The organism is Clostridium sp. L2-50, from assembly GCF_000154245.1.
Lineage (GTDB): Bacteria > Bacillota > Clostridia > Lachnospirales > Lachnospiraceae > Coprococcus.
On the sequence record NZ_DS480318.1, the window covers coordinates 59763 to 75157 of the forward strand.

A 15395-nucleotide genomic window follows, 5' to 3' on the forward strand; every position below is an offset into this window, starting at 1 on the left:
ATGGGAAAGCCAACGGGATTTTTAGAGTATGAAAGAGAAACCAGTATAGAGATCGCTCCGGAAGAAAGAATTAAGAATTTCAATGAGTTCCATATACCTTTAAGTCTTGAAGAGCAGAAGATCCAGGCTGCCAGATGTATGGACTGTGGTGTCCCGTTCTGTCAGGCAGGAATGATGATCGGCGGTATGGCATCCGGTTGTCCGTTGAATAATCTGATACCGGAATGGAACGATATGATCTATAACGATAACTGGGAGCATGCTTATGCGAGACTGAGTAAGACCAATAATTTCCCTGAATTTACCAGCCGTGTATGTCCAGCTCTCTGCGAGAAAGCCTGTACCTGTAACATTAACGGAGATCCGGTATCGGTAAGAGAGAATGAACGTGCGATTATTGAATATGCTTATGCAAATGGTCTGGTAAATGATCAGCCTCCAAAAGGAAAAACAGATAAAAAGGTTGCGGTGATAGGCTCCGGTCCGTCCGGACTTGCTGTGGCAGATATGTTGATCAGCCGCGGGCATGAGGTTACTGTATATGAGAGAAGTGACAGACCTGGTGGACTGTTAATGTACGGTATTCCGAATATGAAGCTTGAAAAAGAAGTGATCGACCGCAAGATTGCATATATGGAGAAACGAGGTATCCGTTTCGTATTAAATACGGAAGTAGCAACCGGAAAATCTTCGGCGAAGGCACCTTATCCAAAGGATGATCAGATAACAGGATACCTGAAGAATCCAAATCAGAAGTATGTAAAGGCGGAAGATCTGTTAAAGGAATATGACGCTATCGTACTTGCCTGTGGTGCTTCTAATCCGAGAGATATCAAGGCAGCAGGCAGAGATGCGAAGGGAATCTATTTTGCGGTAGATTTCTTGAAGACAACCACAATGAGCCTTCGAAATTCGAAGTTTGCAGATAAACAGTTCGTGAACTGCAAGGGAAAAAATGTTCTGGTCATTGGTGGTGGTGATACCGGTAATGATTGTGTAGGAACGGCTGTTAGAGAAGGGGCAAAGAGTGCCACACAGCTCGAGATGATGCCGAAGCTTCCGGATCAGAGGGCGGAAAATAATCCATGGCCGGAATGGCCTAGAGTCTGCAAGACAGATTATGGTCAGCAGGAAGCAATCACAGTATACGGACATGATCCTCGTATCTATGAGACAACAGTTAAAGAGTTTATAAAGGATAAGGATGGAAATGTCAAAGGAGCAAAATGCGTAAAGCTTGACTGGCAGAAAGATCCAAAAACCGGTCGTATGAATATGACAGAAGTACCTGACAGCGAATATGTGATTGACTGTGAAGTGGTTTTGATCGCGGCAGGATTCCTTGGAAGCCAGAAGTACGTAGCAGACAGCTTTGGTGTAGAATTAAATGAGCGTACTAATGTAAAGACTGCATGTCCGAAGTCTTATGCAACAAATGTTCCTAAGGTATTTGTTGCCGGTGACATGCACAGAGGACAGTCTCTGGTCGTATGGGCGATCCATGAGGGCAGAGAGGCAGCGGTTGCGGTTGATTCCATGCTGGTTGGATATACGAATCTTATGTAACATAAAATAAAGGGAAAAGCTCTCTTTTGAGAAGCAGGCTTGTTATAGTCTGTTATCCGAAGGAGAGCTTTTTGTTGTGTGCCCGGAGCAGGAGCCGGACTGACTGTTATTATAAATTTAAATAAGCCCTTCTCGAAAAGAAAAGGGCTTATCTAATATCTTCAACAACAAAGAAAAAAATTATGAATTAAGAACTGTCTATATAGTATCGGATAATTATGAACAAATTATGACCATAAAAACAACTATTTGAAAATATAAAGTAATTTTTTTTTGACATAAAGTGTGCATATGTGCGATATGAACAAAAAAGCTTTATTCGCTTTGTGTATATTGATATTTTACTGTTTCTTTGTTATTCATATATAAATTTAATGTAATAAATGGTCGACCGGGAGATAAACTGGAAGTCCGTCTTTATACTGGAGGGATATTTCACCGATGATCAAAGGACGGAGATAGTCGATCATCTCGTCTGTGACATCATTTCCATCCGGATGGATCCACTCTGATGGTACGGACTTTGCTTCATTTGCGATCTTTGATACATCAGCCGACTGGATCATCCATTGATATGGATCATTGGAGATACGATTGATCGTAACCATGATACCGGTCTTACCTTCAGCGGCATATTTGACTGCGGCCTGTCCGAGAGCAAAGGATTCTGTGATATCTGTTCTGGAAGCAATGTGACCTGCACAGCGCTGCAATACATTTAATTCGATTGAACGAACTTTTACACCGATTTCATCACGTACAAGATATTCTAGGGCTTTTCCGGCACCACTTAGCTGTGCATGACCGAATTTGTCAGCAACTGCAGAATCAGAACTGATATAATTACCATCAGCATCGTGGATTCCTTCTGAGACAGCTACGATAACCGTTTTTTGTTTGGTAAGCTTGTTTTTTACATCTTTTAAGAACTGCTCTTTTGAGAATGCAACTTCCGGCAGATAGATGAGATCCGGTGCCTGACTGTAAGTTGTTCTGGCAAGTGCAGAGGATGCTGTGAGCCATCCTGCATCGCGCCCCATTATTTCTACGATGATAACAGCCGGAATCTTATAGATATAAGCGTCGTGTGCAATCTCAAGCATGGTGGAAGCTACATATTTGGCAGCAGAGCCAAAGCCCGGGGTATGGTCGGTTGCATATAGATCGTTGTCAATCGTCTTTGGTATACCGACGATCCTGACATCAGAATGAATACTTTCTGCATATGCACTGAGTTTCATAACCGTATCCATAGAATCATTTCCACCAATATAGAAAAATGCTGCAATTCCGTATTCTTCAAAACGTTCAAAGATCTGTTCATAAGGAACAGGATCTTTATCGTAGTCCGGAAGCTTATATCGGCAAGAACCGAGATACATGGCAGGTGTCAGTTCGAGGGTATTTAACATCGGGAAATGAGAAAGAGCCATCAGAGACATATCCATCAGATTATTTTCAAGTACTCCGGTTATGCCGTGGAGAGAACCGTAGATACGGGTGAAGCTGCCGGATTTTTTTACTCCATCGATCACTCCGGCAAGAGAAGCGTTGATGGCAGCGGTTGGACCGCCGGATTGAGCTACGATGCAATTTTCTTTTTTCATTTTGATTCTCCATTCTTTTGTGTAATAAAATTAAAAACCGTTTTCTAATCATAGAGACCGGTTAGGGTAATGATTCCTTTTTTGTATAAAATGTCAGGAACATAAGACATTTTGGATTTGCGAAGCCCGGGAAGTCCCAGATCCTCTTCTCTGTTTACATATGTGTAATTTTGAAGTTCGTTTGCAACAAATGTTTTGTTGATCATAGGATAGATGCCGTCAATGCTGTCGTCCGCTTTCTCAAAATGTACATCAAAAGTATCATTGGTCAAGGGCTCGCCCAGTGTGAATGCAGAAGGAATGTGATTGACGTATATGATTCCGCCTGTCATCTGCATTTTTCTCCTGTTTGACAGGGCTTTTCGGATAATATTATATTCATAAGCATGTTCTTCGGCAAGCTCAGGCTGTAGGACATCGTGTTTTTCCACCCAATATCTGGCGATCGCAAGACATGCATCTATGTGTTCGTCCGTGATCGTGTAATATTCATAGTCCGGGTAATTACGCATGAAATTATTGATATGATTACGTTTGCCGTGCAGCTTTTTGCCACGGAGATATGTGAGCTTTTCTACCGTATAGATATAGTCAAAATCACCGGGATCCAGTGTGTAAGGGAATTCCTTTCCATACCAGCCTGTGATAATTTCATAGATTTCCGGTGTAGCACAGTGTACACATGGTGTAACACCCTGAGCATGAAAATAGGTACAGACTTCATCAAATACAGAACGCGCATTCAGCAGATAATCCGGGTTCTGTATATCTTTTATAAAATCTGTACCAATGCCGATCGGAAAGGTAAAAGAAGAAGGTTTGCCATCTTCTTCAGCTATAAAAACAAGCATTTCTGAAAGAATTACATAAGAGACATGGTATTCTTCTGCCCATAGAATTGCATTGCCGGTACAGAAGCCGCAATCTTTAATGCTGCTTCCTTTCAAATAGCGGTTTAAAATATCAAGTTGCGATAAATTTGGTTTAATAAGTTCCATTTTTATATATCTTTCTAATGATTTATAATTCTGATTAATTTTATTCCGGACTGTAAAGCAGTGTGCGGAGATTCTTTCTTCCGTAGGTCATCAGTCCGTCAATGATTGCTTTTTTGTTGTCATCGGAGGTCTCTATATCTACCGTTTCCAGAAGTTCATTTACATATCCGCTCCATTTTTCATATATTTTACGCTGAGCTTCATCAGAAACCGGTGGGAGAGAGAGGGATGCATGGACGTTGGCTTCGTCTTCGCCGGAATCATCCGAGATCCGGTAAACAACGGAATCGGGAGTCAGAGCATCCTGACCATAGGCGATGGAATATAGTTCCTCTGTTCGCACAAGACCGCAGTCGTACATCTCGATAACCAGATCACGAATACATTCATCTAATTTGTTGAAATAGTGTTGATACCGGATTTTCATGATCTCATCGGCATCGGCCATATCTTCTTTGTTGTACCAGTATCCCATGCTTTCGTCAATATCATCAATTTCGTCAAAAAGATCATTTTCAAGATTCCGTTTGGCGGCGGCAGATCGTTTGCTGCGTGTCGTTGATACCTTTTTCCCGGAAGAGCTGATTGTCCAGATAATCAGAAAAATAAAAACCAGAAGCAATAGGATGCCAAATATAATTGTCAATATTGTTTTACTCATATCGGTTTACCTGCCATATTTTATTAATCCCTGCCTTGTAAAAAACAGTAGAAATTTTCATACTTAGATGCATTATACTACAGGGATAAAGGTTTTTTCAATTCTTCTGACTGAAAAAAAGAAACCATTATTCAAATTTTAGGTATTGCATGTAAAAAAGGCCTATAGTATAATTACGTTAAAGCTGAGATGTACTAAGCTTCTTGCGATTTTGAACCTACATTTGAATAAAAGGGATTCCTATATTGCTGCTTGTGATGTCATGCCTCTTTAATACGTGGAAGACAGAGATTCAGTTGCGGTTGCCCACCTAGCATTGGCTAGGACTCAAAATGCAGGAACGCATTTCAGTTTTATACGAAAGATAAAGAGCAGCATCTAAGATGCTGCTTTTTCTGTGTTAAAGTATACCCGAAAAATGGAGAATATATGAAAAAATTAATCAAATTTATTACATTATGCATAACATGTCTGTTGGTTGTGGGTACCCTGTATGCGGCAAAGATGGCAGTAAGCGAGAAAACGGATGTGGATGATATTTTTTCACGGGCGGATATCAGTATATTTTCGAATATAAGAGAACGTACGCAGACGGCGGCAGAGCATGCGGATAAAAAAAGCAAAGAGACAGATACAAAAAAGAAGAACGGACAGGATGAGAAAAAAGAAGCAGAAATAAAACCTGTGGTGCCGGAACAGGTGAAGGTACTGTTGTCGAATCATGGAGTCTATCTACAGGATACGGTGAGCATCAGTTGTGCCGGAACATATAATGTAAATGTGGACGGAAAGAAGACCATCTCGTATAAGAGAAATGATGTATTTGATGTAGCGGCATTTGCTGAGGAGAATACATTTGATTATATCACGGTGGAGCCTGAGACCGCTTCTGACCGGATCGTACTTAAAAATTTTGAAAAATCAGACGGAACGCCATCCTATCACGGAACTATACACATACAGAAAAAGGAAGGGTATATCGTTACAAATGAGATTGATCTGGAAGAATACCTGTATGCGGTTGTATCCAGTGAGATGCCATCTTCCTATGAGAAGGAGGCATTAAAGGCACAGGCAATCTGTGCCAGAAGTTATGCGGTAAACAGAATCCGAGATCATGCATATGAAAAGTATGGTGCCGATCTTGATGATACGACAGCCTGTCAGGTATACAACAATATATTTGAAACACCGGAAACGATAGAGGCGGTACAGGAGACTGCAGGTGAAGTGCTCACTTGCGATGGAGATATGGTACAGGCATATTTTTTTTCTACTTCATGCGGAACCACATGCAGAAATGATGATGTATGGGGAGGAGATAAATTGTCATATCTGAACGATCAGTTGGAGACTTATGCAGAGACCGAAGCAAAGCTAAATAGTACACCTGTTATGCTTGATCATGGATATTTTCAGATCGGGGATGGAAGACTGTCTACAGAGGAGGTTTTTCGTGATTTTATAGATAAGAAGATATATGTGAATAGTATTGAAAAAGAAGAACCGATGTATCGCTGGTCGATAGACTATAGTAAAGAGCAGATGCAGTCGGCTGTGTCACAGGGGCTTTCGCAGGTGGCTGCCGGTTGTCTTACTTTTTATGATAAAGAGGGGAATGAATCGGATGCAATAACCGAATTTGCGGGGCAGGAAGCAGAAGAGATTCTTGGGACGATAAAAAATATCATAATAACAGAAAGAGGAAATAGCGGAATCGCACAAAGTATGGTAATATACGGAAAACAGGGTGCTGTAAAGGTTGATGGCCAGATGGCGATCCGGCAGGTATTATATCCGTTTGAAGTCGAAATTGTAAAACAGGATGAGAGCAGAGTGAGCGGATGGTCGTTGTTGCCAAGTGCATACTTTTATATCGAAAAGGACAAAGAAGGGGCGTATCATCTATATGGCGGCGGTTTTGGCCATGGTGTCGGAATGAGCCAGAACGGAGCAAACGATCTTGCGAAAAAGGGCTATAAATATGAGAAGATTCTGCTGCATTATTTTTATGGAGCAGAAATAAAAAAAATAAATGAGACAGGATTTGTAACAGATGAAAAAATACAGGAATAAGGTCACAGGGGTGATAGACAGAGTTCAGAATATTGCTATTGTCCGGATGGTTCAGGGAGTGATGGGAATTAACAAAGACAATCAGTTGTCTGCGTTTGCGGCACAGGCAGCTTTCTTTTTACTGCTTTCATTTTTCCCATTTGCCATGATGCTCCTGATCGGTATACGATTTTTGCCGGTGACTCAGGCAGAATTTGTGGCATTGATAGAAGAAATCATTCCCGGTGATATGGCGAATATGCTCAGCTATATGGTGGATGAGATCTATAGTGCTCAGGTTGGGATGACAATGATCATATCAGCGATTGTAGCAATCTGGTCGGCAGCAAAGGGAACGATGGCGATCGAACGGGGACTCAATTTTATGGATCGGACAAAGGATACTAAGAATTATATATTAAGAAGACTGACAAATGCATTATATACGTTAATTTTCTGCGTTATGCTGATCGCACTGGCAGGTGTATATGTTCTGGGAAATACGATCATGGAAGATATACTGGCAAAGACGAACTGGGTGGATTATTCAGAAAAGGTATTTTTCTATTCGAGACTGTTAACCGCACCGGTATTGGTATTTGCCGTTATTCTGCTGATATACTGTCGTTTGCCGGATAATCACCTGCGCCTTAAGACAGCAATACCGGGGGCGGTATTTACAACCGTATGCTGGGTTCTGTTATCAGCAGCGTTTTCTTCCTATCTTACTTATTTTGGAATCAATACTTATATGTATGGGAACCTTGGAAGTATGGTAATCGCTATGCTCTGGTTATATATATGTATGTATATCCTGCTGCTGGGTGCTGAATTAAATCTGTTCTTCAGGGATAGTATACGGGATATTTTTATTAAGCTCAGGGATCAGATTCAGAAAAAATTCTCGGGAAAAGAAAAAAAATAGCAGAAAAATATTGAAAAATATGGATGAGAGAAATATACTAAGCGTATAAATGAATGGGGAATTTGAATTCGATGAGAGGAGAAAAAATGAAAAAAAGATTCTTACAAAATGAAGGCTTTTCACTGGTTGAACTGATCATTGTAATTGCGATCATGGCTATTCTTGCAGGAGCACTTGCTCCGGCGCTTATTAAATATATCAAGAAATCCAGATTACAGGTATATCTGGATACGGCATCCGAGCTGCAAAAGGCAGTTGTAAATATGGCGATCGAAGCAAATGAAGCAGGGTATGCCGTTCGTGCTGTCACATATTCCGGTTCGACGGATGACGGCTCCGGTACAGGGACGATCATCTGTAAGGATAATGCCGGCAACTTCGTAGATATGCCTGCGGCAGATAAGGCGAAGTATTTTAAACAGATGTTTACATCGCTTGGAATGGGAAGTATTACACTCTATAATCAGGGAGTTCCGCTTCAGATCGCGCTTTCAGAAAACGGCGGTGCCGTTGCATCCGACCCGGATACAGGTGTACAGTCGGTTATCATGTTATCAGACGACAAAGGAAATCTGAGAGCGAAGCTTACATTTTCTGTAACAGATAATGAATGGGTCGTTGAAGAAAGTTATTGACACATATTAAAAATGTGCTATATTTAAGTATAGTTTTAACCATCCTGACTATAAGCGGATGGAAGAGAAGACGTTGAAGATGCAAAAGATGGGATATGTCTGACAGAGAGACCGGGTCATCGGCTGGAAGCCTGGTCGAGCACCATATTTCATTTAATTTCACATCCGAGTTTTATCTCTGAGGATTCCTTAAAAGGAAGCGTAGGAGATAACGGGTTATGACCGTTATAACATAGAATGAGTGCTGGCAGTTCCGGGAAGACCGGGTGTCAGAATCAGGGTGGTATCGCGGTTGCTCCGTCCCTTTGTGGACTGGGGCTTTTTTTATTTTTAATTTATTTTAATTTAAGGAGAATGAAAGATGAAAGACAGATTAGAGGCAATCAAAGCAGCAGCACTTGCCAAGATCAATGAAGCAGATGTACTGACATCCTTAAATGATGTAAAAGTATCTGTACTCGGAAAGAAAGGTGAACTGACCCAGGTATTAAAGGGTATGAAAGATGTAGCACCTGAAGATCGACCAAAGGTTGGACAGATGGTAAATGAAGCAAGACAGGCGATTGAGACAGCCTTAGAGGAAAAGTCAAAGAAGATCAATCAGTCACTTCGTGCAGAGAAGATGAAGCGCGAAACGATCGACGTTACCCTTCCGGGAATCAAGAAGATCGATGGACACAGACATCCGAATCAGATCGCTCTTGAAGATCTGGAACGTGTATTCATCGGTATGGGCTATGAGATCGTAGAAGGCCCTGAAGTTGAATATGATAGATATAATTTCGAATTATTAAATATCCCTGCAAATCATCCTGCAAAGGATGAACAGGATACCTTCTATATCACAAAGGATATCCTGCTCCGTACACAGACATCTCCGGTACAGGCAAGAATCATGGAGAAGGGCAACCTTCCGATCCGTATTCTTTCACCGGGACGAGTATTCAGAGCTGATGAAGTAGATGCAACACATTCACCATCCTTCCATCAGGTAGAAGGTCTGGTTATCGATAAGAACATTACGATGGCTGACTTAAAGGGAACCTTACAGCAGTGGGCAAAGGAATTCTTCGGTGAAAACACAAAGGTTAAGTTCCGTCCACATCATTTCCCATTCACAGAGCCATCAGCAGAGATGGATGTAACCTGTTTCAAATGTGGCGGAAAGGGCTGTCGTGTATGTAAGGGAAGCGGCTGGATCGAGATCCTTGGCTGTGGTATGGTTCATCCAAAGGTACTTCATGACTGTGGCATTGATCCGGAGGAATATTCAGGATTTGCATTTGGTATCGGTCTGGAGCGTGTAGCACTGTTAAAATACGAAATCGACGATATGCGTCTTCTTTACGAAAACGATGTACGTTTCTTACAGCAGTTCTAAAAAACAGGAAAAGGAGATAGAAAAATGAATACACCACTTTCATGGATAAAAGTATATGTGCCTGATCTTGATGTAGAGGCACAGGAATTTGTCGATGCAATGACACTTTCCGGTTCACATGTAGAAGGTTTTGAGAAAAAAGACAAGAATCTTGAAAAGATCGTAGTTGGTAAGATCGTTAAGATAGAAAAGCATCCGGATGCTGACAAGCTGGTTGTATGTCAGGTCGATATCGGAGCAGATGAGCTGCTTCAGATCGTAACCGGAGCACCAAATGTAAAAGAAGGAGATCTGGTTCCTACCGTACTTGACGGTGGTAAAGTAGCAGGCGGACACGATGGCGGGGAGCTTCCTGCTGATGGAATCAAGATCAAGAAGGGCAAGCTTCGTGGTGTGCCATCTTATGGTATGATGTGTGCGATCGAGGAGCTGGGATCATCCAGAGAGCTGTATCCGGAAGCACCGGAAAACGGTGTCTATGTATTTCCTGCGGAAGCAGATGTAAAGCCGGGTGACGATGCAGTAAAGGCACTGGGTCTGGATGATGTCGTTGTAGAATATGAGATCACATCAAACCGTGTAGACTGCTTCTCCATGATCGGTATGGCAAGAGAGGCTGCTGTTACATTTGACAAGCCGTTCTACCCACCGGTGATCAAGGAAACAGGAAATGACGAAGATGTAAATAACTATGTATCTGTAGAAGTACAGGACACAGATCTGTGTAAGCGTTACTGCGCAAGAGTTGTAAAGAACTTAAAGATTGGCCCATCACCAAAATGGATGAGAGAGAGACTTGCTTCACAGGGAATCCGTTCGATCAACAATCTGGTTGATATCACAAACTATGTAATGGAAGAATACGGACAGCCAATGCATGCGTATGATCTGTCTACGATCGCAGGAAATAAGATCATTGTCAGACGTGCAAAGGATGGCGATACATTTGTGACACTCGATGGTCAGGAGAGAAAGCTGGATAAGGATGTCCTGATGATCTGTGACGGAGAAAAAGAAGTTGGTATCGCAGGTATCATGGGTGGTGAGAACTCCATGGTAACAGATGATATCCGGACCTTATTATTTGAAGCAGCATGCTTCGACGGAACCAATATCCGTCTGTCATCCAGAAGACTCGGACTTGCAACGGATGCTGCATTCAAGTTCACAAAGGGACTGGATCCAAACCTTGCAGAAGAAGCAATCAACCGTGCATGCCAGTTGATCGAAGAAATGGGTGCAGGTGAAGTTGTTGGCGGTATGGTTGATGTATATCCGGATCCTGTACAGCCTAAAGTGCTTCCATTTGAGCCTGAAAAGATCAACAAGCTTCTTGGTACCGATATTGATGAAAAGACTATGCTTGATATATTCGGCAAGCTGGAATTAACATATGATGAAGCAGCAAAGACACTTACTGTTCCAACCTTCCGTCAGGATTTAAACTGCATGGCAGATCTGGCAGAAGAAGTTGCCCGTTTCTATGGATATGATAAGATTCCGATGTCACTTCCAAAGGGTGAAGCTACCGTAGGTAAGAAGCCATACAGCCACAGAATCTATGACATTGCAAGAAACATTCTGGAAGGGAACGGATTCTCCGGCGGTATGTGCTATTCATTTGAAAGCCCGAAGGTATTTGACAAATTACTGCTTCCTGCTGATTCTGTCTACAGAAAGGCGATCACGATCGCAAATCCGCTGGGAGAGGATTTCAGTATCATGAGAACGGTATCCTTAAATGGTATGCTGACTTCTCTTGCAACGAACTTCAATCGTAAGAATAAGGTTGCACGTCTGTACGAGTTCGGAAATGTATATCTTCCAAAGCAGCTTCCACTGACAGAGCTTCCGGAAGAACGTATGAAGCTCACGATCGGTATGTACGGCGAGGGTGATTTCTTCAACTTAAAGGGTGTGATCGAGGAGTTATTCGATAACCTTGGTATGAAGAATATCTGTACCTATGTTCCTACAACAGAGCATCCGTTCTTGCATCCGGGTCGTCAGGCAAATATCGTAAAGGACGATACCGTTGTTGGTTATCTCGGTCAGCTTCATCCGGAAACCTGTGATAACTATAACTTAAAGGGTGAGGTATATGTAGCAGTTCTCGATATGCCAAATGTCGTAGCACTGTCGTCCTTTGATATCAAGTATGAAGGTATTGCAAAGTTCCCTGGAAGTACCAGAGACTTGAGTATGGTTATGGATAAGAGCATCTTTGTCGGTCAGGTAGAAGAACTGATCAAGAAGTGTGGCGGCAAGCTGCTTGAAAGCTATAAGCTCTTTGATGTATATGAAGGCGAGCAGATCGCAGCCGGTAAGAAGTCTGTTGCTTACACGATGACTTTCCGTGCAAAAGACAGAACCTTAGAGGCCGGAGAAGTCGATAAGATCATTGAGAAGCTTGTAAAAGAATTAGGAAAGCTTGGTATTGAACTCAGAGCTTAATTTACAGGTTTAGATAATTCTGGTATTATGAACCGGAGGATATTTGTAATGCAGGTATTCTCCGGTTTGGTATATCAGATTGTTCAGACCCTTTTGGTTATAGGGATAAGAAGGAGAGAAGATAGGAAAAAGAAAGTTACAAATGATGGCAGTAGCTATGGTGCTTGTCATGGCAGCAGGGATGATCGGGGAATTATTTGAAAATCAGGGAACGATATCTACGGTATCTGAAGTGCATGCAGAAGAGACTGATACGATTTATACAACGGAGAATCGATATTATCAGTATCGCATACTGGATAAAGAAAAGAAGACCATAGAGATTGTAAAGGGTGTTGAAGGCGGTCTTATGTTGAAGATTGTGGAAGGAAAGGCAGTCTTGAATATTCCGTCAGAACTGGAAGGTTATACCGTAGTATCCCTTGGTGGAGAGGCATTTGCCAATATGATAAAGATAGCTTTAAAGAAACAGATGAAAAAGAAATCCATTGGATATGTAAAGACATGGAAGATAAAATAATTAGAAAATAAATTTATAAAACCCTTGCCTGTTATGGATATGAGAAATATATGAATCTATAGCAGACAGGGGTTTTGTTATATTTTATTTGATATGAGATGCTGTATCCGGATTTTTTATGGTTAAACTTGTTTTCCCCTTTGATATCCGTTACAATCAAATTTGGAGAGATGGCGGCAATATACTAAGCAAAAAAATACGCATGTTATTCTGTTCTGTCAGGAAAGAAGATGGAACATGGATAATGAATTAGTATATTCCGCTGATGCGACATATCAGAAAGCACAGTATGATGCCAGTGCCAAGCGCTTGCTTGGACAGAAGATCATATTGGCGCATATACTGATCAGGTTAGTAGAAGAATTTAAAGGTATGGATGCAGATATGGTTGCTTCGCTGATCGAGGGCGAACCGTATATCAGTCAGGTTCCGGTAGAACCCGGACTAACGAACAAAGAAATGGTAGATGCCGGAACCGGTGAACGGATTGTCGGGCTGAACACAGAAAGTTCCGAGATCGATGAGGGCAAGGTGTGTTTTGACATCATTTTCTATGTGCGGATGAGGGATGGACTGGCAAAAATGATCATCAATCTGGAAGCGTCGCAGACAATGACGGCAGAACAAAAATTGAAGCTTATGAAACAGGAGTATGATATACCGGTAGAGAGACGCGGTATAAGAGATGGGGTGAAGATCATGTGCAATCTGAGTGAAGGCGTAGAGGAAATGGGATATGCAAAGGGCGAAGCCGCTGGAATAGCGATAGGCGAAGCACGAGGCAAGGCTGTTGGAAGGTCGGAAGAAAGAGCTGGTATTATCCTGAAAATGCATAAGAAAGGCTATTCCTTGGAGCAGATCATGGATGTAACCGAAATGAGTGAAGCTGAAATCAAGGCAATCATAGGATAAAGACATAAGCAGAACAGATAACATGTATATTTTAGTAGAAGTCCGGATATGGCAGAATTGCTGTATCCGGATTTTTGCTATATAGGAAAGTTCGTTCTATAAAGTAAAAAGCACTCTCACTAAGGCTGGCTGCTTCATTTTCTTCCTTGCATTTAGACATAAAACGTGGCATTATCATAGTTGAGTTTTAAGGAGGATAAGAAAATGCAGTTATCAGATTTTTACTATGATCTGCCTCAGGAGTTGATCGCACAGGACCCACTCTTAAAGCGTGATAATTCGAGATTAATGGTTTTAGATAGAGAAGAAGGAACCATCGAACATAAACATTTTTATGATGTAATATCATATCTGAAAGAAGGCGACTGTCTGGTTATTAATGATACAAAGGTGATTCCTGCCAGACTGATCGGTGAAAAAGAAGGAACAGGAGCGGCTATTGAGGTGCTGTTATTGAAGCGTTTGGATGATTGTACATGGGAGACGCTTGTAAAGCCGGGAAAGAAAGCCAGAGTCGGTGCAAGGATCATCTTTGGTGGCGGCAAACTGGTTGGTGAAGTCATCGATATCGTGGAAGAGGGAAATCGTATTGTTCGTTTTGAATACGAGGGAATCTTTGAGGAGATCTTAGATGAACTCGGACAAATGCCACTCCCACCATATATCACACATAAATTGGAAGACAAGAACCGTTATCAGACTGTCTATGCAGAGCATGAAGGTTCTGCTGCAGCGCCAACAGCCGGACTTCATTTTACAAAGGAGCTTTTAGAGGAGATCAAGGCAAAAGGCATCAAGATCGCACATGTAACGCTTCATGTCGGACTTGGAACATTCCGTCCGGTAAAAGAGGACAACATTCTGGATCATCATATGCATTCGGAATTCTATGTGATCGATGAGAAAGCAGCAGAGACGATCAATGAGACAAAGAAAAATGGCGGTCGAATCATTGCAGTCGGAACGACCAGTACGAGAACGCTGGAAACAGTAGCCGATGAGAATGGTATGCTTCGTGCCTGTAGTGGCTGGACAGATATCTTCATCTATCCGGGCTATAAGTTCAAAGCCATCGATGGACTGATCACGAACTTCCATCTGCCGGAATCCACGTTGTTGATGCTGGTATCAGCACTTTACAGCCGTGAGAAGATTCTTGAAGCCTACAAGGTAGCAGTGGAAGAACGCTATCGTTTCTTCTCCTTCGGCGATGCCATGTTGATTCTGTAAAATACCTTGCGCTCATCTGGATGATATTAAGTTATGACCTGAGCTGCACATAAATACTACTGCCGGGATTGTTATATACAAAGACAAGTATATTTTCTATTCGGTTCGCACGCTGATTTGTCAGCAGTCGCCCAAACTCACCCTTACGGGTTCAGACATGGGCTTGATGTTGACAGCTAGTGCAAACCTCATAACGAAAATACAACTAATGTCTTGTGTATATAACAACCCGGCAATATTTTTATGCACAGCTTTAGGTCAAAATTAATTCGCCAATCAGATGAGCCACAATGTATTTTACAGAACTTCTGTATTGCAGCGATTTGAAACTGTCGGACGCTGGGATGAGTTATATCGAGATATTATATAAGGAAATTACAATAAAAATCCTGCTGCCCGGCTATGTACGAAAGACGTAAGCGAAGTTTTCGTTATGAGGTTTGCACGAATT

Annotated in this window: 12 protein-coding genes; 9 read left to right on the forward strand and 3 right to left on the reverse strand. The window is 41.9% G+C overall.

Annotation, left to right across the window (positions count from 1 at the left end):
• Positions 1 to 1566 carry a glutamate synthase subunit beta gene (locus tag CLOL250_RS05650; RefSeq protein ID WP_008401272.1) on the forward strand — a complete coding sequence of 522 codons (1566 nt, stop codon included), beginning with the start codon at positions 1 to 3 and terminating at the stop codon, positions 1564 to 1566.
• A 371-nt stretch (positions 1567 to 1937) separates the two neighbouring features.
• Here CLOL250_RS05650 and CLOL250_RS05655 read toward each other — a convergent pair whose 3' ends face one another.
• The 3 genes from CLOL250_RS05655 to CLOL250_RS05665 are packed head-to-tail and all read right to left on the reverse strand — an operon-like array spanning position 1938 to position 4832.
• Positions 1938 to 3173 (reverse strand): 6-phosphofructokinase, encoded by a 1236-nt coding sequence (locus CLOL250_RS05655; RefSeq protein ID WP_008401273.1) that lies wholly within the window; start codon positions 3171 to 3173, stop codon positions 1938 to 1940.
• A gap of 44 nt (positions 3174 to 3217) precedes the next feature.
• Positions 3218 to 4171: a DUF2156 domain-containing protein gene (locus CLOL250_RS05660; protein ID WP_008401274.1), complete on the reverse strand. Its 954-nt coding sequence runs from the start codon at positions 4169 to 4171 to the stop codon at positions 3218 to 3220.
• Between the two features lie 40 nt (positions 4172 to 4211).
• On the reverse strand, positions 4212 to 4832 hold the full coding sequence (locus CLOL250_RS05665) for a hypothetical protein (RefSeq protein WP_008401276.1): 621 nt from the start codon (positions 4830 to 4832) through the stop codon (positions 4212 to 4214).
• A 429-nt stretch (positions 4833 to 5261) separates the two neighbouring features.
• On the opposite strand from CLOL250_RS05665, the gene CLOL250_RS05670 reads away from it, so the two are divergent.
• From CLOL250_RS05670 to queA, 8 genes are all read left to right on the forward strand, one after another.
• Positions 5262 to 6908, forward strand: coding sequence for a SpoIID/LytB domain-containing protein (locus CLOL250_RS05670; RefSeq protein ID WP_008401277.1), 1647 nt, complete (start codon positions 5262 to 5264; stop codon positions 6906 to 6908).
• Positions 6889 to 7812: a YihY/virulence factor BrkB family protein gene (locus tag CLOL250_RS05675; protein WP_008401278.1), complete on the forward strand. Its 924-nt coding sequence runs from the start codon at positions 6889 to 6891 to the stop codon at positions 7810 to 7812. The genes CLOL250_RS05670 and CLOL250_RS05675 overlap by 20 nt, the downstream gene beginning before the upstream one ends.
• An 86-nt stretch (positions 7813 to 7898) precedes the next feature.
• A complete protein-coding gene (locus tag CLOL250_RS13295; protein ID WP_049941089.1) occupies positions 7899 to 8447 on the forward strand; it encodes a pilus assembly FimT family protein in 549 nt (182 codons plus the stop codon).
• A 361-nt stretch (positions 8448 to 8808) separates the two neighbouring features.
• On the forward strand, positions 8809 to 9828 hold the full coding sequence (pheS, locus tag CLOL250_RS05685; RefSeq protein ID WP_008401280.1) for a phenylalanine--tRNA ligase subunit alpha: 1020 nt from the start codon (positions 8809 to 8811) through the stop codon (positions 9826 to 9828).
• A 24-nt stretch (positions 9829 to 9852) separates the two neighbouring features.
• Positions 9853 to 12282: a phenylalanine--tRNA ligase subunit beta gene (gene pheT / locus CLOL250_RS05690; protein ID WP_008401281.1), complete on the forward strand. Its 2430-nt coding sequence runs from the start codon at positions 9853 to 9855 to the stop codon at positions 12280 to 12282.
• Positions 12283 to 12424: 142 nt separating this feature from the next.
• Positions 12425 to 12802, forward strand: a complete 378-nt coding sequence (locus CLOL250_RS05695; protein WP_008401283.1) for a hypothetical protein — start codon at positions 12425 to 12427, stop codon at positions 12800 to 12802.
• A 237-nt stretch (positions 12803 to 13039) separates the two neighbouring features.
• Positions 13040 to 13714 (forward strand): hypothetical protein, encoded by a 675-nt coding sequence (locus CLOL250_RS05700; protein ID WP_008401284.1) that lies wholly within the window; start codon positions 13040 to 13042, stop codon positions 13712 to 13714.
• A 204-nt stretch (positions 13715 to 13918) separates the two neighbouring features.
• Positions 13919 to 14944 (forward strand): tRNA preQ1(34) S-adenosylmethionine ribosyltransferase-isomerase QueA, encoded by a 1026-nt coding sequence (gene queA, locus CLOL250_RS05705; RefSeq protein ID WP_044945243.1) that lies wholly within the window; start codon positions 13919 to 13921, stop codon positions 14942 to 14944.
• Positions 14945 to 15395: the final 451 nt, after the last annotated feature.